A 25,187-nucleotide genomic window follows, 5' to 3' on the forward strand; every position below is an offset into this window, starting at 1 on the left:
ATGAAAACAGACTTTGGCTACTTAACCTACTGCTCCAACATACATGCCGGCGAAAGCTGGCCAGATCATTTTGCCGCACTCAGAAAGTTCATTCCTTCAGTGAAAGAGAAATGTAGCCCAGACCAGCCTTTTGGGATTGGGCTACGATTATCTAACGAGGCATCGATAGACCTTGCTAAAGAGGCGTCCATGGCTGAATTTAAAGACTGGCTGACAACAACCGACAGTTATGTCTTCACCATGAATGGGTTTCCTTACGGTGGTTTTCATAACACCCGTGTGAAAGAGCAGGTACACGCTCCCGACTGGACTACCACGGACAGGCTGAGCTACACGATCAGGATGTTCGACATTCTTTCACAACTGCTTCCTGAAGGGATGGAAGGAGGGATTTCTACCTCACCTTTGACGTATCGCTACTGGCACAAGCCTAAAGACCTCGAGAATATTTTCGAAGCCACAACGCTGAAAATGATTGAGGTAGCCAAACACCTGAAAAGGCTACATGACACGACAGGTCAGCTACTCCATCTTGACATTGAGCCTGAGCCAGACGGGCTTTTGGAGTCTGGACCAGAGTTCATCGACTGGTATGAGGCATACCTGCTTCCGCTTGGCACATCTGAGCTACAAAAGGCATTTAGTATTTCAGCAGCAGAGGCCGAAGCGACCATCAAGCGCCATGTACAGCTTTGCTACGACGTGTGTCACTTTGCAGTCGGTTATGAAAATCATCAGGAAGTGGTCAACAAACTGAAATCCTCGGGCATCAAAACAGGCAAAATTCAGATTAGCGCTGCGCTAAAAGCACCTATGGCGTCAGGAAAGGCGAGGAATCCAGTGATCGCTGCCTTCAAAGGATTCAACGAGTCAACCTACCTGCATCAGGTAGTGGCCCGTACCCAAAGCGATGGTTTTAATCGCTATCCGGATTTGCCAGAAGCCCTTGCTGATGCTGACAATCAGGACATAAAGGAATGGCGTTCTCATTTCCATGTCCCCTTATTTGTCGAAGACTACGGCGTATTGAAGTCGACACAAGAAGACATTGTGAAGGTGCTTGACCTTCAAAAGGCAAAACCATTCACCAATCATCTTGAAATTGAAACCTACACATGGGAGGTGCTCCCGGAAGGTTTGAAATTAGCTATTGATGAATCCATCGTGAGAGAGATGAACTGGGTTACTGATCAGCTAAATACCGAGTTCGACTAAGTAGCAAATGAAAAAAACCGTCGTTATTGATATTGTAGGGCTATCGGCACACCTGATAGGAGACCAAACACCATTTCTTCAAGAGTATTTAAAGGGAAGGCACGTTCAATCCATTGTGCCTATGCTGCCTGCGGTTACCACTTCTGTACAGTCGACCTATGTCACCGGCAAATGGCCGTCTGAAACGGGCATCGTTGGCAATGGCTGGTACGATCATCAGGATTCGGAAATAAAGTTCTGGAAGCAGTCGAATAAACTGGTAGCCGGAGAGAAAATATGGGAGAGGGCGAAGAAAGTTGATCCTTCGTTTACCTGCTCCAAAATGTTCTGGTGGTACAACATGTACTCATCGGCCGACTATTCTGTGACACCAAGGCCGCAGTACTTAGCCGATGGGAGGAAAATGCCTGATTGCTACACCCAACCAGCTGGGCTTAGGGATGAACTGCAAAAGGAGCTTGGCCAATTTCCCTTGTTTCAGTTTTGGGGGCCTGGTGCCAATATCAAGTCCACCCAGTGGATTGCTGATGCTTCCATTTTCACAGACCGGCGATATGACCCCACGCTGACACTCATCTATCTGCCCCATCTCGACTACTGCTTACAAAAATTCGGCCCCGACTTCGAGTTGGTAGGAAAGGAGCTCACCGAAATTGACCAGGTGGTAAAAGGGCTGGTGGACTACTACACAAAAAAGAAGGCCAGCATTATTCTGTTGTCAGAATACGGCATAAGCCCGGTGAGCAGGCCTGTTCATTTCAACAGACTGCTTCGCAAAAAAAGTCTTCTGAGTGTCCGGGAGGAAAGGGGGCTGGAGTTACTGGATGCCGGTGCCTCGAAAGCATTTGCCGTAGCCGACCACCAGGTAGCCCACATTTACGTGAACGATCCGTCAGCAATGGAAGAGGTGAAACGGTTGGCAGAAGCCACACAAGGAGTGAGTTTGGTACTGGATAAAGCCCAGCAAAAGAAACATCATATCAGTCACGAACGGTCTGGCGACCTGGTGTTGATCGCCGACGAGCATAGCTGGTTTACTTACTATTTCTGGCAGGATGATGCCAAGGCGCCCGACTACGCCAGGGCTGTTGACATCCACAAAAAGCCAGGCTACGACCCAGTAGAGATGTTTATGAGCTCGAAGCTCAGGGCAGGGTATAAGCTGCTCCGCAAAAAGATGGGCTTTCGCTATGTGATGGACGTTATTCCGCTGGATGCCAATTTGATCAGGGGCTCCCATGGAAGCCCCTTCGTTGACAAGAAATACCATCCAATACTTATAACTGACAAAAAAGTAAGCGATTCTTCAATACCAGCCACATCTGTGCACGACATTATCTGGCAATCGCTCAATACCTGAGCTTAGCTGTTTCTCACGGCAATGGGTGCTGACAGCAAAGTGTCAGGGATTCCAAAAGCGTCGGTGAGTGCTACGGCGTTTTGCCTCACTTCCAGGCAAAGTGTATTCACTAGCTGACGAATCGCCTTGGTTTTGGCACCAGCCATATAGTCCGCTTCCAGGTACCAGCCTTTGTGTTTCTCTATTTGGGACAAGGCAAATAACTGACAAAGCTTGGTAAGGATATGCTTGCTGCCTTCATCAGTTACTTCGCTAATCTTCTCCTGAAACTGTTCCAGAATAATTCTTTCGATGTAAGCATGCCCGACCATTACCAGGTGGTACTGGCATTGATTGAAAGCGTCGAAAGAGTCCATTCCCTGATCGATGTAGTGCTTCAGTCGCTTGGCAGAAGATGCCAGAATGCTTTTTTCCCGGTACCTGAATGCTGCCAGGTGAAACTCTGAATCCAGCAGGTGTTCTTTGTCAGTGTTTCTGATGGTAATGGGGTTCATTTCCTGAATACTCACCTTGGCCTGGTCGGTCACGTAGTTCAGCATGCCGAACAGGTTCATGTGGCCAAACTCCTGCCTGAATTCAGAAAGTCTGCTCTTCGCCACTAGCTGCATCAGTACTGTGTTGTCTCCTTCGAAAGTGGTGTAAATCTCTGTGTCATTTTTCAAAGCGGCGATGCGGTTTTCAGCTAAATAGCCTTTGCCCCCAAGTGCTTCTCTGCATTCTTGCAGGCTGGCAGTAGCATTCCATGTCGCCCACGACTTTAGCCCGGCGGCCAGTGCTTCTATCTCCTGCATATCTTCTTCCGTTCTTTTAAGGAACCGTTTTGTAAGATACTGAAGGGAGAAATGCAACGCATAAGCATTGGAAAGGAGTGGCATGAGGCGACGCTGGTGTGTGCGGTAGTTGAGGATGGGAACCTCTGTACCACCTTCAGGTCCGAATTGTCTTCTGCCATCGGCATATCGAATAGCAATAGTAAGCCCGGATTTCGTGGCACTTAGCCCAGAGCGGGGAATGCCGATTCTGCCGCCGACGAGAGTCCCAAGCATGGTAAAGAACCGGCGATTGTCGCTGCTGATTGGGCTCGCAAATTGTCCTTGTTCATCTATGCTGGCAAAGCGATCCAGCATGCTTTCCTTTGGAATTACCACATTGTCGAAACGTATCACTCCGTTATCGACGCCGTTCAAGCCCATCTTTCTGCCGCAATCTTTGATTGTCACCCCCTGGTGCATGACGCCCTTTTTGTCTCGTAGGGGAACAACGAAGGCGCTGACGCCATAGTCGGTTCCCTCGATGATAAGCTTGGCGAATACCGTGGCCATTTGGCCATGCAGCGCTGCGTTGCCAATGTACTCCTTCTGGGCTTTGGGGTTGGGCGTGTGAATGGTGATTTTGCCCGACTTGTGATCATAGGTGGCAGTGGTCTCAATACCCTTTACATTTGAACCATGGCCTGTTTCTGTCATTGCAAAGCAGCCAGGGAGGTTGAGCGTACCCGCATCAGCCAGGTACTTTTTATGGTGCTTTTCTGTGCCCAGAAAATAGATGCTCATTCCAAAAAGCCCAAATTGTACTCCAAACTTGATCACCATGCTCAGGTCGTGGTAGCTAAGTGTTTCCATGATGGTGAAATAGCCTTCCATGTCGTCAGCGCCACCAAACTCTTTAGGGTAGGCACGGTTTCCATAGCCTTGCGAGGCAAGGATTTTGCACCAATGGAGTACTTTTTCACGGTATTCTGTGAGGTCTCCCGTGTCCGGGTATTTGAACTCGGGGTCGGATAGGAGTGTCTTTACTTTGGTGATGAGGGCAGCTTGATCACCATCCAAAATTGCCCTGAGGTTATCAACCGAAAAGGTTTTCTCAGATGCTAGTGTTTCAGCTTCGGTAGCGGCCCTGTCGTTCGATGCAAGGTGGAAAGCTGATTCCCGGCTAATAATGCCCAATGCATCCTCGATATCTTTCAAAGGCTGCTGAGCGTTCTGAAAGGCCACCTCATCCCGGCCAATACTGTTAAGCTCTGCAAGCTTATTGCCAATGTCCACAAGGCTGGTTTTCATTTCGGGCGACAGCTCCTGGGAAATACGTTTTATTTCTGTTAGCCAGCTTTTTATCTCGTTAGGAGACGGCGGCTTAGCAGGGTTCAGGTAAGACAGCAGCAATTCCCTTTCCTCGATTTTCAGCCACGATTGCTTGTTAATCAAACTTTGGATATTTTTTATCTCACTTGGCGTAAGTACATCATCTGCCCATACCATGTAAAACATGGGAAGGAAAGAATACAGAGATGGATTGGCTTTTAGTAGGGGGGAATTGATCATGGGTGTTTTATTTGTGGTTTAAATTAGTAAAAAGTTAGCATTGTGATAGAGCAGGTGAAAAGTTTCATGTGAGTTTTTAAAGCCGGGGCAAATAAATTTTACCCTAATGATTTTAAATTTGTACTCGTTTTAAACTCTACAATTTTTAGTACTTATTTTGCGTTCAATTACTGTTAAATAATCGAATCAGCTATCTGAATGAAGTTTTTGTATTTAACTTCCATTTTTCTTTTTTGTGTTTTTAGTGTTACTTTTTCTCAGGTAAGAATTAATGAGCTCTGCGCTTCAAACGGCGACGTTCTTTACGATAAGGAATACTATAACTTCTCAGGTTGGATAGAAGTTTTCAACTCTTCGCCGGAAGCAGTGAATCTTGGTGGATATTTTTTATCCGAGAACTCCTCAGCGCTCAATAAATGGCGTTTTCCTGACGGCACCATCATTGCTCCCAATGAATATCTTATTGTTTGGTGCGACGAAATGGGTAGCGGCCTTCATACTAACTTCACTCTCAGGTCAAAAGGCGGAAATGTTTTCTTGAGTTCAGGATCCGGAGTAATTATCGATAGTACTTCTTTTCCCGCCCAGCCCACTAACGTTTCTTTTGGGCGAAGTGATCTAAGAGAAGGAAAGTGGACTTTTCAGTCCGTACCATCGCCAGGAAGGCCGAACATCGCCGACGCTGATGGAGCACAGTTGTCTGCGCCAGCTGCGTCTATTACCTCAGGCAGGTACGGATCTCCTATCTCCGTAAGTTTGGTAGCTGAGTCAAAAGCAAGTACAATACACTACACCATCAACGGCTCTGAGCCATCCTCCAACTCCCCTGAATATAAAAGGCCAATTCAGGTGACGAAAACCACGACAATTAAAGCACGTTCGTATGCGGCAGGTGGTCTGCCTAGCGAAACATCGGTTTTCACCTATTTTATCAACGAACATCTTTTCACCATTCCAGTCATTTCGCTTAGCACATCACCAGACTACCTGTGGGACGATGAAATTGGCATTTATACTGATGGTAAAAACGGTGTGGTTGGCCCTTGTTTTCTAACGCCTGTCAATTTTTATCAGGACTGGGATAGGCATGTCGACTTTGAATACTTCGCAATCGATGGTAAAAGGCTGTTCACGCAGTCGGGCGATCTGAGGATTAGTGGGGGCTGTAGCAGAACTTTTCGCCAGAAGTCCTTCGCCCTGAAAGCGAGAAATAAGTATGGAGACAACGAGTTCAGGTATCCTTTCTTTCCTAATAAGTTTCAAGCCAAATACGGAGGGTTTTTTATAAGAAACTCAGGGAATGACCAAAGTTTAACGATGTTCAGAGATGCTCTGCTGCAAAGCTTGATTGTTGAGCAAATGGATATTGACTACCAGGCTTACCAGCCGACTGCGTTGTACCTTAATGGGGCCTACTGGGGTATTCAAAACCTTAGAGAGAAGGTGGATGCTGATTACATCAAGACCAATTATGATATAGAAGAGGATGACATCGATTTGCTGGAGTTTAATGGGGTGGCCATAGAAGGCACCGCCAATGCTTACCTAAGCTATCTGGAAGGATTAAAACGTATCAACGTTGAGGATTCAGCTTCGTTCGATTATATCGCTGCAAACATCGATGTGGATGAGTACATCAACTATATGGTCACCGAGATCTACTACGCCAACACCGACTGGCCTGGCAACAATATGAAATTTTGGAGGCAGCGCTCCAACGGCGGTAAGTTTAGGTGGATACTACTGGATTTAGACTTTGGCTTTGATTTGAATAAAAGTAAACCATCAGGCGCTCTACACCCAACGCTGGAATTTGCAACCGATCCCGATCAGACAGAGTGGCCAAACCCCGCCTGGTCCACTCTGCACTTCAGGCAGCTGCTGAAAAACCCAGTATTCAGGTCAAAGTTCATAGAAAGGATGAATGCCGCTATCAATGTCACCTTTCAGCCACAGCGGGTCAATAAGTTTATCGACAGCCTGCAAAACACAATCCAGCATGAAATCCGCTACCACAAAGCGAGGTGGGGGCACAGCATGGAAGAATGGGACAAGGACGTTCAACTGCTACGAGACTTTGCTGTTGCACGGAATGCATTCATGAAAAAACATGTAGCCGAATTTTTCAACCTTCCGGGTCAGGAGGTAGAGTTTAGCGTGCGATTAAAGCCTTTAAAACATGGTTCCTTTGTGTGGAATGGAGTCAGGTCATCCGAAGCTATAAACGAGCAAAAGTACCCGAGGGGGTTGGATTATACGATTGAAGCTGTGCCTGACTATCAAGAGCAGTTTAAGTATTGGAAAGTGACCGAGTGGGATAGTAAATCGGAAGAGCTGATCAGAAAAAAACAAGCATGGCAGTACTTTGATCAGGGCAGGCAGCCTGAACAGGGTTGGACTTCACTGGACTTCACTGCTCAGGATTGGCAGGTAGGTCTGGCCGAATTAGGTTACGGCGATGGCGACGAGAATACTGTTATAGACTATGGTTCAGATGAAAACAAAAAGCATACGACGACCTATTTTCGACATGTTTTTTATGCAGCGAATGTCGGTGACTTTGACTACCTGAAGGCTTCCATTTTATATGACGATGGGGTGATAGTTTACCTTAACGGACAAGAAATCTTCAGAGAGAACCTGCCGGTAGGTAAGACAGACTTCAATACTTATGCATCGAGAATTAAATATGCTGAAGAGGCTTTTTACAATTTCCGAATAGACCCGGGCTATCTGGTCGCAGGAGAAAATGTACTCGCTGTCGAGGTTCACCAAATTAGCGATGTTAGCAGTGACTTAAGCTTCGATATGGAGCTGTCGGGTGTTCAGCTATTCGGACAGACCCTGGAGTACATAGACGAGCCCCTTATCCGAAGGACAATGGACAAGAATATACTTCTGGAAGCAGTTTTTGAAATTTCTACTGTTAAATCACGAGTTGTCATTAATGAATTTTCAGCGACCAAAAATAAAACAGTGGTGGATGAGTATGGCGAAAGAGAGGATTGGATAGAGTTGTACAATCCTTCAACCACTGCATTCGACCTGGACGGTTTTTTCATTACTGACAAACTACTAACAAAACAAAAACATCAGTTGCGTGATGCCGATGGAGCCCTTGTAATCGAACCTGGGGGATACCTTGTGTTGTGGGCAGATGAAGATCAAAAACAGGGCCCCTCACACCTGAATTTTAAGCTCTCCTCAGAAGGCGAAGCGATTGGTTTATATCAATTGGTAAATGGGGAGTTGATTACGCACGACGAGGTTATTTTTGAATACCTGAATGATAACTATTCTCTGGCCCGTATTCCGAATGGTTCAGGGGAATTTGTCAACACTAAAAAAATGACCCCCAATGCACCGAACGTGTTTATTAATGGGGACGTCGAAGTTCTGATTTATCCCAATCCTATAGAGAGTTATCTGCATATAGAATCTAAACACGAAATTCAGATGGTGGCAATTTATGATTTTTCGGGGAATGTCGTTAAGCAGTTTGTTCAGGTAGACTCTGAGCCGATTAATGTATATTATCTCAAACCAGGCCTTTACGTGATCAATATTCTAATAGACGGCGAAGTATTGAAGTACAAATTGATCAAGGAGTAGCTGTTAGGTTTTCTTCAGAATATTTCCAGTCCGATAAGGGATTTGCCATTTGAAAAAAGAATCAGCCAACTCCGCTTCATAATTGCTAGCTTAAAACAAGTAAGTAACTGTAGCAATTATGAAAAGGATTCTTCTCTGCACCACTTTGTTGGTGACAACATTATTTTCAGCACGGTGCAGTCATGCTCAGCCGTTTTCTTTCGAATCTGTCAAATCCTATCCGTTTCCGGCCGATATGACCTCGTCTGCTACGGGTAGCAAGATAGCATGGACTTTTAACGAACAAGGGCAAAGAAATATCTATGTGGCTGAAGGCCCTGATTTTAAAGCAAGAAAGCTTACGCAGTACAACAACGACAGTGGACAGGAAATATCGAGCCTGGCAGTGACTGCTGATGGCCAATGGGTAGTTTACGTGAGAGGGGGAGACCATGGTTCCAATTGGGACGATGATGCGCCGGTGAATACCTCTTTCCTTCCGGAGCCCCCACAAGTTCAGATTTGGAGCATCCCATTTGCAGGCGGAGAGCCAAAAATGTTAGCAGATGGGGATTTACCTTCTGTCTCACCAAACTCGAAAACGGTAGCTTATGTTAAGGGTGGGCAGATATTGTCTGTACCCATCGAAGGCACTGCCAAAGGCGAGGCGCTGTTTACTGCAAGAGGAAGGAATGGCAGTATTACATGGTCACCTGATGGAACGAAAATGGCTTTTGTCTCCCATAGGGGCGATCATTCATTTGTGGGAGTTTTTACCAACAAGGAAACGCCGATTACCTGGCTGGCCCCTTCTTTCAATTTTGACAGATCTCCAGATTGGTCGCCGGATGGCACAAGAATCGTTTTAGTTCGTACCCCAGGTACGGGTGGTGCGCCCGACTCGATACTGGCAAGAAAGCATCGCCCGTGGGCCATTTGGTCAGCCGATGTGTCAACTGCTCAGGCCAAAAAGCTCTGGGAGGCACCGAAAACGCTGGCTGGCTCAACACCCAACACTCACGGCGGCACCAACTTACATTGGGCAGCAAAAGGAAAAATCTTATTCATGTCGTACAAGGATGGCTGGCCTCACATGTATTCCATGCCTGAAGCAGGCGGCGAGCCTATCTTGCTGACGCCCGGCAACTTCATGGCTGAGCACGTGAGTCTCAGTAGTGATCGTACAACATTGTTGTTTAGTGGAAACACAGGTTCCGACCCGCTTGATCTCGACAGGCGGCATGCAGTGCAGGTGTCGGTAGACAAAGCCGACATGAAGGTACTTACCCCAGGCAGCGGCCTTGAGTGGACACCCGTAATGACTGGCGACGGCAAAAGCATAGCAATGATCAGTGCCACACCGCAGCGGCCACCTCTTCCGGCTATTTTACCGGCCAATGGAGGGAAAATAAAACTGCTGGCTGAAGACCGGATTCCTTCCGGGTTTCCTACGAAAAGTCTTGTGACACCAACGCAAGCGGTGTTTACATCTGAGGATGGCTTCACTATCCATGGTCAGCTATTTACACCGACCAATAGGCCAGCCAAAGGCCCTGCAATCATCTATGTTCATGGTGGGCCGCCAAGGCAAATGTTGCTCGGATGGCATTATTCTGACTACTATACCAACGGCTATGCCACCAACCAATACCTGGCCAGCCTTGGCTTCACTGTGTTGGTGGTTAACTATCGACTAGGTATCGGTTATGGCTACGAATTTCACAACCCGGCTGATGCAGGTACCTGGGGAGCCAGTGAGTACAAAGACATCAAGGCAGCTGGGCTTTGGCTGGGCAAACAGCCTGGCGTGGATGCATCTAAGATTGGCGTCTACGGTGGTTCGTATGGAGGCTATTTAACAGCCATGGCGCTGGGTCGAAACTCCGATATTTTTGCAGCAGGGGTCGACGTGCATGGCGTCCATGAGAGAACGACTGGTAGGATAGGAGACATTCTGTACCCCGACCAATATGAGAAGGCACCAGATGCCGAGAAGGCGGCCCAGGTAGCCTGGGAATCTTCTCCGACATCGACAGTTGGTGGCTGGACTTCGCCAGTGCTTATAATCCACGGTGACGACGACCGAAATGTCCGCTTTAGTCAAAGCACTGACCTGGTGCAACGTCTGCTTGAAAAAGGAGTGGAGATGGAAACCATCGTCATAGTCGACGATACCCACCATTGGATGAAGCATGGAAACTCCTTAAAAGCAGGAAAAGCGACGGCCGATTTCTTCGTTAGGAAGTTAATGAAGTAAGATAGTCTACTATAATAGTTAATATTTTTATTGCTAAGGGTATGTATTTAGTTTCCGGTTTATGAAGTAAATATTTTTAAAACATTTACTTTTAACCAGTGAAACTCTTGAGCCGGCAACTTCTTTTTGTATCTTTTATATGCCTTATGTACATTCATAAGGCATCAGCGCAACAGGTATTGTCTGTTAGAGACAAATTAGGATATTCAAAGTCCTACCGTAGTGGGAGCCACGTTGCAAACGCCTTTTCCAACAAAGATTCCCTGGGAGTAACTCTCTATGCGAAAGGGGCATCGAGCAACTCGACAGAACCAGAGGCAAAGCGAGGTGAATTTATCGTTAAATTCAAACAAGGGGTACCTTCTGCTTCGCAAAGCAAGCAATTTGGATTTAATGCCAAGCCTTTCAAGGATCCAGTTCTGTTCGATAAGTTGCGTTCAGACCTGAATTTGCTGCACTCGGCCCGAACAAAAGGGAGTAAAAGTACATTGGCTGTTTCTTCGCTTGAAAAGGAGTATTCAAAAGCTTTCTTTGGGGCGCATATAAGAGTTAGTGAAGAGTTGGTTGACGAAATACAAAAACTGGACTATGTCGAATCCGTCCACCCAAATGGTGTTGTAAAGGCTTTTCTGGACACCAGCGTGCCTTTAATTCGTGCCCCGGAGGTGTGGGATAGCTATGATACACGGGGTGAGGGAATTGTTGTTGGTATAATAGATACGGGCATTGATTACAATCATCCCGCTCTAGGTGGTGGCTTTGGTCCTGATTTTAAAGTAGTTGGTGGGTATGACTTTGTGAATGATGATAATGACCCCTTCGATGACAATGAACATGGGACGCACGTAGCTGGTATTGTGGCAGCCAATGGTGGTGGGCTTATAGGAGTAGCACCAGAAGCTAAATTGGTGGCTCTGAAGGTGCTTGACCAATATGGATACGGATACGATGATGACATTCTTGATGCCATAGAATGGGCGGTTGACCCCAATGGTGATGGTGATTACAGCGACCGGTTGGATGTTGTGAATATGAGCCTTGGCGGGCCAGGTGACTACCAGTCGCCAACAGCAATTGCAGTCAATGCTGCTGTGGAAATGGGAGTTGTTTTTTGTGTGGCTGCTGGTAATTCTGGTGGCTTTAAGACGATCGGCAGCCCAGGCACAGCAGAAAGAGCCATTACAGTTGGTGCCAGTGACGACTACGACATGCTTGCCTACTTTAGCAGTAAGGGGCCAAATGCAGGAAATTATGCGATCAAGCCCGATTTGTTGGCTCCAGGCGTAAATATAGCGTCGAGTGTTCCTGGAGGAGGTACTGCGAATTTTAACGGCACATCCATGGCTACTCCTCATGTTGCTGGAGTAGCTGCCCTTTTAAGAGATATTCATCCTGACTGGACTGTAGATCAGGTAAAGGCAGCACTAACCACTACAGCCAAAGACCTTGGGCTGCAAGAAATGCAGCAGGGTTCTGGCAGATTAGATGCCGTGAAAGCTGCAGGTGTCAGCAGTACTGCATATCCAACCCAATTGAGCTATGGACTAAATGCAACCGATCAACCCAATTGGGGTGGTTCTAAGACAGTGACTGTTACGAATAATAGTGTTTCTGAACAATCCTATTCCATAACAGTAACGGGAACGCAAGCAGGGATAACATTGACTCCAACTGAGACAGCTTTTACGCTAAATTCTGGCCAATCCACTACCATAAGCTTTTCTCTTGCCGTTGACAATAATGTATTTGAACAGGAGCCCAAAGCCTCACAATCCACCGGAGGTAGGGTGACAATTGCAAGTGAAGAAGATGCGCTTGTAATACCCTGGGCCTTCGTTAGTGGAACTATTGTCAGAATAGTTTTTGAGGATAATCAATTGAACAGGGACTATAATAAACTGATCCAATTATTCAACGACGAATTTTCTTATGGAGCCAATGATGCTTCATTTTCGGGAGATGGATTAACTGCAACCTTTCTTGTTCCGAACGCTACTTATAACGGATTTTTCTTGTTTGAAGACTGGAGTAAGATTGCGCTGAAAGAAAATATTGTTGTTGATGGCAGTACCACTATTTCGGTAACCTCGGCCGACGTAGAAAACAAAATAACTTTTGCTGCCGCAGATGAGAATGGTGAAAGTTTAGCAGACAGTTATCAGGGAACCTTAACCTTACTGATCCAGTCAAAGAGCAGCCGCTTTGGAAATATTGTTTCATACGGCACTGCGCTTCGTGAATTAAATTTCTCGGATTTTTCCTCAGAGTACTTCGCTACAACAAACTACACATTTGATGTTCGGAATGAGTCTGGTAACAAGTTGTATAACATAGAGTTAGGTGCTTTCGATGGTCTCTCTGAAAGTGCAGACATTCAGCGAAACTCCGAGGATCTTTACCATTTTGGTCTTGATTTTGATTTACCGGGATCGTCTGCCGTTCATGATATTACCTTCTTTGTTAATGCGCACTGGTTTGACGACTATGGTGGGGGCGGAAATACGGTTGGTTTTGGTCGGAATTGGGGCAGTAGTGTAAACTTGCCGATGGATATCTGGCATGCAGACGCATACATTACAGAGTCCTCAGTCATTAATAATTGGGGCTTAGGGATTGATGCGCATGTTTCTAAAAATGTCAACGATTCATATCAATCGTTGCGAACTAAACTGCTTAGGGTCTTTGATAATAAGATTGCCAGTTTCGATGGCAAATGGCCACTGAGCGACACGCCGGGAATGAATATGGGGCAAACACTCAATTTTGGCAGTGGTGTTCTGCACCCAGGAACCTACCTGAATAATTACGATATCCGTTCAAGCGCTTTTTTGGGATCCTTCGGGGAAGAAACCTATTTCCTGTATGATCAGATGAATGTGAAAGTTTCAGCGAGCGACTTGGTTCTTTTCAATGGAACAGGGAGAGATTTTTTCTCAGACTGGGGGTTTTATCAGGCTGGACAGTATCAATTTGACTTCACTGTTCCACATGAACAAATGCCTGGCCAGGAAGGCGTCATCAAATACACAACCAATTCCATTGTTCAAAATGAAGGCGGCAGTGTTACGTCCCCTTTCATGCCAGGGTTTTATTTTCAAGATAAATCGGGCGAGCTTACTAACCAATTTGAAAAGGTATTGGATGGTAAGGTAAGATTTTCAGTAAGGCCTGGCCTGTCTTCGCTCGTTGGTAGCCAGCTTTACATTAAGAGAAGTGGTTCGGATAACTACGAGATCGTTCCAGTGGAATTTGTTACTACCGAAAACCTCGATGGAAGGAAAGTGTTCGAAGGAAGTATTTTTAACAAACCATCTGACGATACATATTATGACATCAAACTGGTGGCCAAGGGATCTTCCGGTGACTCTATGCAATATATAATGACCTCTGCGCTGTTCGTAAAAGCGAACAAAATTCCGGAAGTTGTTGACCAGCAACCAGTCACAATATTCAGAGGCGCCTCTCACGAAATATCTTTGGATGATTTGATCATTTTGGATGACGACTCCAATGCTTCTGAGATGAGCATAATTGTGGAAAATGGGGATAATTATTCTGTTGATGGAAAAAAGATTATAGCACCGATCGATTTCGTTGGCACAATTAAGGTTCCCGTTTCGGTTAATGATGGTTATGATAGTGGTGAGCCATTTCTATTGAACATTAAAGTTGTTAATCAGCCTCCGGTTGTTACAGGGCAAGTAGCTGTTGAAATAGATAAAAACAACGCTTATACGTTGTCCCTAACAGACATTACTGCGACAGACGCCGATGACATTTACCCAACAAAACATACGCTACTTGTTCTACCTGGCGAGCACTATGTAGTTGAAGGCATGACAGTCTTTCCTGACGAAACTTATGGAGGTGAACTTCAGGTAAACATTGTTGTTAGTGATGGATTTTCAAACAGTGCAGTATATAAGTTTGAAATTCAGGTAACAAATGAGCCTCCGGTGATCACAGGACAGCAAGTTATAAGTATTTGGAAGTCAGCATCATGGGAGATCGGCGTCGATGCTCTTATCGTCGTAGATTCAGATAACCACTATCCTGACGGGTTTACTGTGAAAGTGTTGGCCGTTTCAAGTGGGCAGTTGGAAGATAACCTCGTTACACCACCAAACGATTTTAATGGTGTCTTAACCGCTTCGGTTGTTGTGAACGATGGAACTGACGATAGTAATATATTTGAGCTGGAAATTGAAGTGATGAATGTTGCGCCATCGATTGTTGGGCAGCAGTCAAAGCAAGTGACTAAGAATAATAATTTTTCTGTATCAGTTGATGACTTACAGATCATTGATGAGAACGATGGGCCTGATTTTGCTTACCAGCTTTCTATCGGGCAAGGTGAGGACTTTTCTGTTACCGAGGATGGCATGGTTCGGCCTACTGCAGGGTTCGTCGGCACCATTATCATTCCTTTGACAGTGAATGATGGGGTGGATAGTAGCCCGGTTTTTGAGTTCTTAGTAGACATTCTTAACCAGAAGCCAGTAATAACCGGGCAGGTAGCGACAACGCTTGGCAAAAACAAACCGATTGAGATCGATTTGGCGCAGCTAACTGTGACTGATGCAGATGATCCGCTTGAAAGTCTGACTCTGAAACTAGTTGAGGGGAATGGTTATCAGATTGTTGAGGGTAAGATTATGCCATCAGTCAATTTTGTGGGAGTTCTAAAGATCAATATAACGGTAACCGACGGCATTGACGACAGCGACCTGTTTAAGTTTTCAGTAAACCTGAGTAACGACATTCCGCAAATTACCGGTCAACAGGAACTGAGTATTGACAAAAATGCTTCACTAAAAATCCTGCCTCAATATGTATTTGTTGATGACGATGATGATGAATTTCCAGTCAACCATTCTTTGAAGATAGGGGCTGGTGTCAATTATAGTGTATCAGGGCAGACGGTAACTCCTGCTTTGGACTATATTGGGGAGCTGGAAGTACCAGTTGTAGTGAGTGACCCAAACAGCACCAGTCTGCCTTATAATCTAATCATCATGGTGAATGCAATAAGTGGCATTCAAAGCAGTATGTCTCAGCTTGTTGATGTTTACCCTATTCCAGTTAATGATTACCTAAGCATTCGATTTAAAAACCAAATAAGTGGGCAAATCATGCTAAGCATCGTTGACCTGGTGGGGCAAACACTCACGGAAGATAATCTGGAGAATGTCCAATCTAATAGTGAATATGCGTTGGTTACAAGCCATCTCCGTCCTGGAGTTTATCTCTTGCTGGTTTCGACTTCTTCAGGGGATAGTTTCAGTACTCGTATCGTCAAAGACTAGGCACTAGCCGCCTCGTCCAGAAACCAATAAAGCACGCCATTTGTGGGCTTTATATGCGAAGCAGGGTATGTCCTGAACTTGCCCCTATGTTTAAGTATTTCCTTCACTTTAGCTTGCTTGCTTTCGCCAGTCACCAGGAAGGCGATGCTTTTCGCATTGTTAATCACTGGGCCGGAAAGGCTGATTCTCTTTTGCCCTGATTCAGGGTGTGTAGCAACAACACAGGTTTCGGTAGCTTTTAACAACTCCATTTGATCAGGAAAGATCGATGCAGTGTGTCCGTCAGTGCCCAGACCAAGTATCACCAGATCGAACCTGGGGAGCCCGTCGGATGATGTCACGTTCTTTTTGATCTCGTGGCTATGTCGTTGAGCCTCCTGTTTGGGTTCGTTTTCGCCAAGGATGCGGTGAATATTGCCTTCAGGAACACCAACCTTATCAAACAGATGTGTCTTTGTCATGCCATAGTTGCTGTCCTTATCGGTAGGAGGGACACAACGTTCATCACCCCAATAGAAATGCATCTTCGACCAATCAATCGCCTTTTTGTAATCGGCAGCAAGAATGTCAAACAGTAGCTGTGGGGTAGAACCTCCGGAGAGTGCGATGTTCAGTTTGTCACTGTTTTGATTGAGATCGACCAAAAAGGTGGCAAAATCCTCTGCTACTGCCCTGGGGTTTTTTGAAATATGTAATTCCATCAGCTATTATAGTTCGCAATAAAGTCCGTCATCAACCAAATTGGCGCAAGGATTTCGCCAGCCGTGGCCATTTTCAATTAGTGTATTTGCCTGTTCCGGTCCCCAGGTGCCTGAGGGATATCCGTAAACGGGAAGGTCGGGATCATCTTTCCATGCTTTTAGTATCGGATCAACAAACTCCCAGGCAGCAATAACACTGTCGCCTCTGGCGTAGAGTGTCGCATCGCCCTGCATGCAATCGAGCAGCAGCCTTTCGTAGGCTTCTGGCACGTATGCGTCCGTTAGCCCGTCATACTGAAAGTCCATATTCACCGTTTCTACCTTAAAGCCGTTGCCCGGCACCTTCAGACCGAACTTCAATAAAATACCCTCGTTGGGCTGAATTCTGAAGACAAGTACGTTTTGCGAGTTGGCAATTCGCCGCTGGCTGAACAGGTGATGGTGGTTGGGTTTGAAGTGAATCACCACCTCAGAAACCCTGGTTGGCAGCCGCTTGCCGGTGCGGACGAAGAAAGGCACATCGGCCCATCTCCAGTTGTCGATGTAGAATTTTAAAGCCGCAAAGGTTTCGGTTCTTGATTCGGCATCCACGCCTTGCTCATCTCTGTAACCGAGATATTCCTTGTCTCCGAATGTCGAATTGAGGTATTGACCTCTAATGACGTTGTTTCTTATGTCATCGGCACTTAAAGGGCGTAGGGACCTAAAGAGCTTCAGTTTCTCGTTATGGATCGATTCTGCATCCATTCTTGCCGGGGGCTCCATTGTCACCAGCGACACTAGCTGTAGCAGGTGGTTTTGGATCATGTCTCTCAAAGCTCCGGAGCCATCGTAGTAACCGCCACGCTTCTCTACACCCACACTTTCTGCCGCTGTAATCTCCACTTTTTCAATGTATATGCGGTTCCAAAGTGGCTCGAAAATCGTATTACCAAACCTGGCAACAAGGGTATTTTGCACGGTTTCTTTACCCAGGTAATGGTCAATTCTATAGATCTGATCTTCTTTGAATGATTCAAGCAGGCTGTTATTCAATTCTTTTGCACTTTCCAACGTGTAGCCAAAAGGCTTTTCAACAATCAATCTCTTCCAACCCTTTTCTTCCGTGTTGAGTTGAGCTTCGCCCAAATTTTTAGAAATCACTGAGTAAAGTGAAGGGGGAGTAGAAAGATAGAAGATATAGTTTTGATCCGTGTGACAATCATTGCACAACGTTTTTAGCCTGTTGGCCAGCAACTGATAGTCTACAACCGCTTTCGTGTCAATTGACTGATAGAATACCAACTTGGCGAAGCTCTCTAACTCATCTGGCTTTTCTTTAGAAGCTTTCAGGTGTGGGTTGTCAAACACAACTTTCTTCCTGTATTCCTCGTCGCTAAAATCTGTTCGGCTAACACCAAGAATGGCATAATTCTCCGGCAAGAAACCTCTTTTGAATAAATTGAAAACGGCGGGAATTAGTTTACGCTCAGTAAGATCGCCAGAGGCTCCAAAAATAGTAAGTATCTGATTATCAGTTTTTTTCATTTAGGTACTACACAGGGGTGATAGCAAAATTCAATTTAATTGGCGAAGATCAGTATTTTTGGTCTGAATCTCTTGATATTCGCTAAAAAACAAGCAATTAACATCATATGAAGGCAGTTGGTTGCATGCTGGCCGTCATATGGAAGGAAAAATAGGATAGGAATGGAAAAAACGTATGACTTTGGCCTTGTAGGCCTCGGAGTGATGGGAAGAAACTTCATTTTGAATGTGGCAGACAATAATTTCTCCGCCTTTGGGCTGGATACGGATCTCGAAAAGGTAAAGTCTTTGAGGGAAGAAGGGGCAGGAAAGGTTGTTGATGGCACTACCGACAAAAAGGAGTTTATTTCTAAGCTTTCCAGGCCAAGAAAGATCATGTTGTTGGTTCCCGCCGGAGGGCCTGTCGACGCTGTTATCAACGATTTGTCCCCATTGCTTGACAAAGGCGACCTGATCATTGATGGTGGAAATTCATTTTTTACTGATACAGACAGAAGAGCTGAAAACCTGGAGTCAAAAGGCATTTATTTTTTTGGTACTGGCGTTTCCGGTGGTGCCAAAGGAGCCAGATTTGGGCCCAGCATTATGCCTGGAGGAGACAAAGATGCCTATGAAATTGTAAGGCCAATTTTTGAGGCTGTTTCAGCGAAAGTCAATGGCGAACCATGTGTCGACTACATGGGGGCACGGTCAGCCGGTAACTACGTGAAAATGGTGCACAACGGTATCGAATACGGGCTGATGCAGCTTATTTCCGAGGCATATGATGTAATGAAGCGGGGGCTTGGCCTGAGTAATCAGCAGCTTCGCAATACTTTCGATCAGTGGAACAAGACCAAGCTACAGTCGTTTTTGGTGGAGATAACAGCGGAGATTTTCAAGAAGAAGGACGAGCTGACAAACAAAGACCTGGTCGATGTGATCCTTGATAAGGCAAAGCAAAAAGGCACAGGCAAGTGGACGTCTCAAAACGCTATGGATTTGGGTATCCCGGTACCAACTATCGACGTGGCCGTGAGTATGCGGGAAATATCCTCAATGAAGGCTGATCGGGAAAAAGCGGAATCACTCTACGGAGCCAAGACCATCAAAGGAGATAGCAGCCTTACGGTGAAAGACGTTGAAGACGCACTTTTCTTTGCCTATATCGTTACATACGCTCAGGGAATGACCCAGCTTTGGGCTGCTTCGAAAGAGTACAACTACGGCTGCGACATGGAAACCATCGCTAAAATATGGAGAGGTGGCTGCATCATCCGCTCAGGCCTTTTAGAGGACATGAGGAAGGCGTATGCCAGGGATAAAGCACTTAGTAGCCTGTTGCTGGATAAGGACATTGCAGCCAAAGCTAAAAGTTGCGAAGCGTCGGCCAGAAAAGTAGCTGCTTATGCAATCGGTCAGGGCATTCCGGTATCGGGTATGGTGGCTGGTTTGAGCTATTTCGACGCTTTCACCACCGGTCGTTTGCCACTGAACCTGATTCAGGCACAACGTGATCACTTTGGTTCACATACCTATGAGAGAACCGATAGGGAAGGGATTTTCCACACAGAGTGGTAAAGGAAAAAGGCTGAGTTAGTAGCTCAGCCTTTTCATTACCTATATTTCCAAAATACATTCTTGGGGTTGTTATATAGCGTCAGAACCTCGTTCACCGGTTCTGATTCTTATGCATTCTTCCAGTGGCGTAATAAAAATCTTGCCGCTGCCTATCATATCGCCATCGTGCGCCTGCGCAGCATCCATAATGGCGTTGCAGGTGGTTTGAACAAAACTATCATTGACAGCAATTTCCAACCGGATGTTCGATACCAGGTTGGGGATCACCTTCTGGCCTCTGTAGACCTCTTCGGACACCCGTCGTCCATGACCGGAAACGTTGCCCACAGTTATTCTTGATATGCCAGCCTGAATCAACGATTCTCTCACTTGATCCAGCTGATTTTCTCTTATAATGGCTATAATCAGTTTCATTCTCTGTTAGTTAGGGGTGATCATTCCGTATCCTTTCTCACCATGGTACACATTGTCGAGCCCTTTCATTTCATCTTCCTCGGTGGCCCGGATTTTGACAAATTTATTGAGCACAAAAAGAATGACGAAAGTGCCTACACCGGCGTAAACTATGGCTATCACAATAGCAGTTAGTTGCACTCCAAGTTGTTGCATTACTGTCCACGTGCCACCTACAGCCGTTGCTGCATCAGCCATCCAGCTTTCTCTGATAAAGAAAACAAGGAAAATGGCACCTATGATACCGCCAACACCGTGGATACCAAAAGCATCTAGTGTATCATCATAGCCGAGTTTGTTTTTTAGTATAATAGCGAGGTAGCACACAATAGTAGAAAGTGCTCCCAGTACAAGAGCTCCTCCTGGCTGAACAACGCCAGCCGCAGGCGTGATGGCTACCAAACCTGCCAGGATGCCCGATGCAAAACCAAGTGCTGTTGCTTTCCCCTGATGGAAGCCTTCCACGATCAGCCAGGTAAGTGCACCGGCCGCAGCTGCTATTTGTGTAACGGTCAGGGCCTGGGCAGTGCTCAACCCACTTGAGATACTGCTGCCGGCATTGAACCCAAACCAACCGACCCAAAGAAGCCCGGCACCTATCATCGTCATCACAAGGTTGTTGGGCTGCATGGGCAAATGGGGGTGCGATTTTCTGGCTCCAATAAAGAGCACGGCAACCAATCCGCTAACACCGGCGGAGATATGTACAACCGTGCCTCCGGCAAAATCAATGGCACCGTTGGCTCCCAGGTTGAAAAGGAAGCCGTCGGACGCCCAAACCCAGTGGCAAAGCGGATTGTAAACGACAAGGCCCCAAAGCGCTATGAAAAAGCAATAACCTTTAAACGTGATTCGTTCGGCCACGGCACCGGCAATAAGAGCAGGGGTGATGATGGCAAATTTCGCCTGGAACATGGAGAAGACATACTCGGGGATGCCGTCAATAATACTGTCATCGATACCTGAAAGCATCACATAGTCGGAATTCCAGCCAAACCAGCCACCAAGTACATTTTCACCAAAAGCCATGCTATAGCCGCAAACTACCCAAAGAACAGTCATGATACCCATGGCTGTAAAACTGTGCATCATAGTGCCGAGCACGTTTTTAGTCCTGACAAGGCCACCATAAAACATGGCAAGGCCAGGAATCATAAGGAGCACAAGTGTGGTAGAAGTCAGCATCCAGGCAGTGGCACCTGAGTCGATCTCAGACGTTTCCTGGGCAAAGGCAACAGTGGAAGAGGCAATAATAGCCAATCCACTCAATAGAATTGGTCGAACAAAAAGCTTCATGTAGGGTGTGTTTAAAATTCAATCACCAGCTTTTTGGGACATGTTGTTTAGGGTGACGCAATATAGGAATTCAGATTTAAACTTCCTGAACGAGGCGCATTAAACCTGAAAGTAGCCGCTTCGAAAGCGTCAGAAACCTAATTATTGCAATTATTTAAGCTTATGTGCTCGCTCCAATTTCCGTGGCTAACTTCAACGGTCATGCTCCCACCCTTAGCGTCGAACCTTCCGTCTTCCAGCACTACGCCATCGCCACTAACGACCTGAAAGGAGGCGCTTGTGGAGAGCGAATACCTGATGCCGTTCGTAAAAGTAACTATGGGATTAAGCCTTTGGAAAACCAGCCCGGCGGTCGATTGGCTGGGAATGCACTCTTTGATGACCTCATAGCCTTCAACTTCCTCTGGCGCTCCATTTAGGAATAGTCCAAGAGGAATATGTAACCTACTGGCCCAATCGCTTTCAGCATGGATACCACCTGGCACCTCGTAGTAGAAAATGTCTTTCCCATACCCAAACCCCAGATTCTCCAGGCTTTCAATCATCGGCACGTAATAGTTCCACTCTTTTGTGCCTATGTCAAAATAGAACCGGGTGTTTGACAATTCCCTTGGCTCATCGAAAATAGCATAGTCGGCCACCCAGAATGAGGGTGACATGGAGGCGGAAAAGGAAAAGACTTCCGGGTAATTAATTCCGGCCCAGGCCGCATAAAGCCCGCTGAGCGAGAATCCAAATATGGCCCTCCTTTTTGTGTCAACAGGATAGTCTTCCTCAACCTTCGGAATCACCTCATTGATCAGCCTTTGAGTATAGTTAATAGACCCCGGAGAGTAATCAGACCAGTTTTCTTTGATCCACTGATCATTGTAGGGTATATATCTGCCGTACCTATGGCCCGCTGCTGAGATACCCACCATTATAAAAGGTTCAATCCCCGAGGATGCTTCAAATTTGTAAGAAGTAAGGCTGGCGATGGCTCCTTTGAAAACGTCCCCATCATTGAAGTAAATAATAGGATATTTCCCCGAAGCATTTTCTACCCTCGGCACGTAAATGTCGATAGTTAGGTCATTGGATAACTCCTGTGTGATGATGTCAAAGCTTGAAGTTCCCGACGGAGGTGGTACGTTGTCATCATCTGACGGTGATGGGTTGGAATCACTACAGCCGCAACTGAACAGGATGCAGGCCAGGAAGGCAATCTGGTAAAGTGCTCTCATATAACGATATGACAACTCAGGATATAAAAGTACTTATTTGTAGAGAAAATCATTTTGATCTGATCTGGACCTACACCCAAAGCGGCTCCATATTGGTTATTTACCTAAACGGTTTTATTATTTTACTGACCAACCTGTATATTGTTGAACGACCAAACTGTAACCCATTGTGAGAAGACCAATTAAACTGATCCTTGTTTTAGTTTCCATATTCATCTTTCAAAGTTGCGAAACTCCTCAACAAGCAACTGCTGAGTTTACAGCTGACGAAATACAACGATGGGAGGCCACGGCCTCTCGTGTCACCATTATTCGTGACAACTGGGGCATTCCCCACATTTATGGTAAAACTGATGCTGACGCTATTTTTGGAATGCTGTATGCACAGTGTGAAGACGACTTTAAGCGGATAGAAACCAACTATCTCACCTCAATTGGCCGAATGGCTGAAGTGGAAGGGGAGAAAGCGTTATATACTGACCTTCGCCAAAGGCTTTTCATCAACGAAGAAGAGATAAAAGCCCTTTATAATGAGGCACCGGAGGGAATGAAAGAACAAATGAAGGGCTTTGCCGATGGCATCAACTATTACCTTTACAAACATCCCGAAGTGAAGCCTATGCTACTCACCAGATTTGAACCGTGGATGCCCCTTACTTTTAGTGAGGGTAGTATCGGTGGAGACATCGAGTCTATTTCAACTGAAAACTTAGAGGCGTTTTACGGGGGGAAGCCAGTTTCTCCGGTTTCTTCAGTGTATACCTACGAACCAGAACCTGAGCCTACTGGATCCAATGGGTTTGCTATCGCACCTTCCAACAGCGCATCGGGGAACTCTTTGCTACTAATCAATCCCCACACATCTTTCTTTTTTCGCTCCGAGCAGCATGTGGTAAGTGAAGAGGGCCTTAATGCCTATGGAGCTGTCACCTGGGGGCAATATTTTATCTATCAGGGCTTCAATGAACACTGCGGCTGGATGCATACTTCCAGTGCAGCAGACGTGATAGACGAATTTGCGGAGACTGTTGTAGAAAAGGATGGGAATTATTTCTACAAGTATGGCGAAGAGGAGAGGGCTCTGGAGGCCTCAGAGGTCACTTTGAAATACAAAGACGGCGAGAAAATCGCCAGCAAAACATTCACGACCTACAAATCTCACCACGGCCCGATCGTAAGGGAAGAAGATGGTAAATGGATTGCCGTAGGGCTGATGCAGGATCCATTGAATGCCCTCAGTCAATCGTACATGCGAACAAAGGCTGCCACTTACAACGACTTCAATAACAACATGCGTCTTCGGACCAACTCGTCGAACAATACGGTGTATGCCGACGACCAGGGCAATATAGGTTACTACCATGGCAACTTTATGCCCGTTCGTGACCCCCGTTTTGACTACTCAGGGGTGATTGATGGCAGCAACCCAGCCACCGACTGGCAGGGGCTCCACAAAATCGAGGAACTCGTTAGTTTGCTGAACCCTGAAAGTGGCTGGTTGCAGAACTGCAATTCTACGCCATTTACCGCAGCAGCAGGATTTAGCCCCAAGCCTGAACACTACCCTGTATACATGGCGCCAGATCAGGAAAACGCCCGGGGTATTCACGCTGTTCGGGTATTGGAAGGGAAAACGAATTTTACACTTGATAACCTGATTGAAGCGGCTTATGACCCGTATTTGGTGGGATTTGAAAACCTCGTTCCCTCTGTGGTACAAGCGTATGAAGGCTCCTCAGAGAAAGACGCTGATCTAGCGGCTCCGATAAAAGTGCTTAAAGAATGGGATTTACGTTTTGGAGAAGAATCTATCGGTACGGCGCTGGCCATCTTCTGGGCCCAGGAGTTAATGAAAGACTTGTACGAAACAAAAGATGTTCGGCTTAGGCAGTTGGCTATGATTGACTATATGACCACCGAAGCAGAGCCACAGATGAAGCTTGAAGCATTGAGAAAAGCCGTTGAAAAGCTGACAGCAGACTTTGGCACATGGGAAACAGCCTGGGGACAAATCAATCGCTTTCAGCGGGTGGAAGGTGCCATCAGAGAGCCTTTCAACGATGAATTAGCAAGCAACCCCATTGCTTACACAAGCAGCATGTGGGGAGCTTTGTCTGCGTTCGGTAGCAGGCCATATACAGGCACGAAACGTTGGTACGGAACAAGCGGCAACAGCTTTGTGGCCGTTGTGGAGTTTGGAGACACTGTCAAAGCCAAGGCGATAGTTACGGGCGGACAAAAGAGCGATCCGGCTTCATCACATTTCAATGACCAGGCGGAGATGTACCGGAAAGGAGAGTTCAGAGACGTATTATTCTACCGGGCGGATATTGAGGCAGTGGCGGAGAAAACATATAAGCCGGGAGAATAGCTCCCC

The 25,187-nt window shown here is 46.2% G+C and carries 13 protein-coding genes; 7 read left to right on the forward strand and 6 right to left on the reverse strand.

Annotated elements, in window-relative coordinates; all coding sequences use genetic code 11:
* Entirely contained in the window at positions 1-1,215 is a 1,215-nt protein-coding gene (eboE, locus tag RIG68_RS08090) for a metabolite traffic protein EboE (protein ID WP_350120891.1), read from the forward strand.
* Positions 1,216-1,222: 7 nt separating this feature from the next.
* Positions 1,223-2,575: an alkaline phosphatase family protein gene (locus RIG68_RS08095; RefSeq protein ID WP_350120894.1), complete on the forward strand. Its 1,353-nt coding sequence runs from the start codon at positions 1,223-1,225 to the stop codon at positions 2,573-2,575.
* A gap of 2 nt (positions 2,576-2,577) precedes the next feature.
* Here the strand turns inward: RIG68_RS08095 and RIG68_RS08100 are convergent, their stop codons facing one another.
* Positions 2,578-4,896, reverse strand: a complete 2,319-nt coding sequence (locus tag RIG68_RS08100) for an acyl-CoA dehydrogenase family protein (protein WP_350120897.1) — start codon at positions 4,894-4,896, stop codon at positions 2,578-2,580.
* Between the two features lie 198 nt (positions 4,897-5,094).
* Here RIG68_RS08100 and RIG68_RS08105 point away from each other — a divergent pair, with 198 nt between their 5' ends.
* The 3 genes from RIG68_RS08105 (at position 5,095) to RIG68_RS08115 (ending at position 16,050) form a co-directional block, all read left to right on the forward strand.
* Entirely contained in the window at positions 5,095-8,508 is a 3,414-nt protein-coding gene (locus RIG68_RS08105; protein WP_350120899.1) for a CotH kinase family protein, read from the forward strand.
* A gap of 118 nt (positions 8,509-8,626) precedes the next feature.
* The gene (locus RIG68_RS08110) at positions 8,627-10,744 is read left to right on the forward strand and encodes a S9 family peptidase (RefSeq protein ID WP_350120902.1); all 2,118 of its coding nucleotides are present in this window, start codon (positions 8,627-8,629) and stop codon (positions 10,742-10,744) included.
* A gap of 146 nt (positions 10,745-10,890) precedes the next feature.
* Positions 10,891-16,050: a S8 family serine peptidase gene (locus RIG68_RS08115; RefSeq protein ID WP_350120905.1), complete on the forward strand. Its 5,160-nt coding sequence runs from the start codon at positions 10,891-10,893 to the stop codon at positions 16,048-16,050.
* Here RIG68_RS08115 and pgl read toward each other — a convergent pair.
* Positions 16,047-16,751, reverse strand: a complete 705-nt coding sequence (gene pgl / locus RIG68_RS08120) for a 6-phosphogluconolactonase (protein ID WP_350120907.1) — start codon at positions 16,749-16,751, stop codon at positions 16,047-16,049. The genes RIG68_RS08115 and pgl overlap by 4 nt on opposite strands.
* A gap of 6 nt (positions 16,752-16,757) precedes the next feature.
* Positions 16,758-18,278 (reverse strand): glucose-6-phosphate dehydrogenase, encoded by a 1,521-nt coding sequence (gene zwf / locus RIG68_RS08125; RefSeq protein ID WP_350120909.1) that lies wholly within the window; start codon positions 18,276-18,278, stop codon positions 16,758-16,760.
* Between the two features lie 162 nt (positions 18,279-18,440).
* Here zwf and gnd point away from each other — a divergent pair, with 162 nt between their 5' ends.
* Positions 18,441-19,838, forward strand: a complete 1,398-nt coding sequence (gnd, locus tag RIG68_RS08130) for an NADP-dependent phosphogluconate dehydrogenase (RefSeq protein ID WP_350120911.1) — start codon at positions 18,441-18,443, stop codon at positions 19,836-19,838.
* Positions 19,839-19,907: 69 nt separating this feature from the next.
* Here gnd and RIG68_RS08135 read toward each other — a convergent pair whose 3' ends face one another.
* From RIG68_RS08135 to RIG68_RS08145, 3 genes are all read right to left on the reverse strand, one after another.
* A complete protein-coding gene (locus tag RIG68_RS08135; protein ID WP_350071447.1) occupies positions 19,908-20,252 on the reverse strand; it encodes a P-II family nitrogen regulator in 345 nt (114 codons plus the stop codon).
* Between the two features lie 6 nt (positions 20,253-20,258).
* Complete coding sequence (locus RIG68_RS08140; protein WP_350119247.1) at positions 20,259-21,587, reverse strand: ammonium transporter; 1,329 nt, start codon at positions 21,585-21,587, stop codon at positions 20,259-20,261.
* Positions 21,588-21,724: 137 nt separating this feature from the next.
* Positions 21,725-22,810 (reverse strand): alpha/beta hydrolase, encoded by a 1,086-nt coding sequence (locus tag RIG68_RS08145; RefSeq protein WP_350093336.1) that lies wholly within the window; start codon positions 22,808-22,810, stop codon positions 21,725-21,727.
* A gap of 169 nt (positions 22,811-22,979) precedes the next feature.
* On the opposite strand from RIG68_RS08145, the gene RIG68_RS08150 reads away from it, so the two are divergent.
* Positions 22,980-25,181 carry an acylase gene (locus tag RIG68_RS08150; RefSeq protein ID WP_350120915.1) on the forward strand — a complete coding sequence of 734 codons (2,202 nt, stop codon included), beginning with the start codon at positions 22,980-22,982 and terminating at the stop codon, positions 25,179-25,181.
* The last annotated feature ends 6 nt before the right edge of the window (positions 25,182-25,187 follow it).

The organism is Imperialibacter sp. (assembly GCF_040222385.1).
GTDB lineage: Bacteria > Bacteroidota > Bacteroidia > Cytophagales > Cyclobacteriaceae > Imperialibacter.

Coding starts and splice junctions, on each gene's coding strand:
- eboE (WP_350120891.1), top strand. CDS start 1: ATGAAAACAGACTTTGGCTACTTAACCTACTGCTCCAACATACATGCC.
- RIG68_RS08095 (WP_350120894.1), top strand. CDS start 1,223: ATGAAAAAAACCGTCGTTATTGATATTGTAGGGCTATCGGCACACCTG.
- RIG68_RS08100 (WP_350120897.1), bottom strand. CDS start 4,896: ATGATCAATTCCCCCCTACTAAAAGCCAATCCATCTCTGTATTCTTTC.
- RIG68_RS08105 (WP_350120899.1), top strand. CDS start 5,095: ATGAAGTTTTTGTATTTAACTTCCATTTTTCTTTTTTGTGTTTTTAGT.
- RIG68_RS08110 (WP_350120902.1), top strand. CDS start 8,627: ATGAAAAGGATTCTTCTCTGCACCACTTTGTTGGTGACAACATTATTT.
- RIG68_RS08115 (WP_350120905.1), top strand. CDS start 10,891: ATGTACATTCATAAGGCATCAGCGCAACAGGTATTGTCTGTTAGAGAC.
- pgl (WP_350120907.1), bottom strand. CDS start 16,751: ATGGAATTACATATTTCAAAAAACCCCAGGGCAGTAGCAGAGGATTTT.
- zwf (WP_350120909.1), bottom strand. CDS start 18,278: ATGAAAAAAACTGATAATCAGATACTTACTATTTTTGGAGCCTCTGGC.
- gnd (WP_350120911.1), top strand. CDS start 18,441: ATGGAAAAAACGTATGACTTTGGCCTTGTAGGCCTCGGAGTGATGGGA.
- RIG68_RS08135 (WP_350071447.1), bottom strand. CDS start 20,252: ATGAAACTGATTATAGCCATTATAAGAGAAAATCAGCTGGATCAAGTG.
- RIG68_RS08140 (WP_350119247.1), bottom strand. CDS start 21,587: ATGAAGCTTTTTGTTCGACCAATTCTATTGAGTGGATTGGCTATTATT.
- RIG68_RS08145 (WP_350093336.1), bottom strand. CDS start 22,810: ATGAGAGCACTTTACCAGATTGCCTTCCTGGCCTGCATCCTGTTCAGT.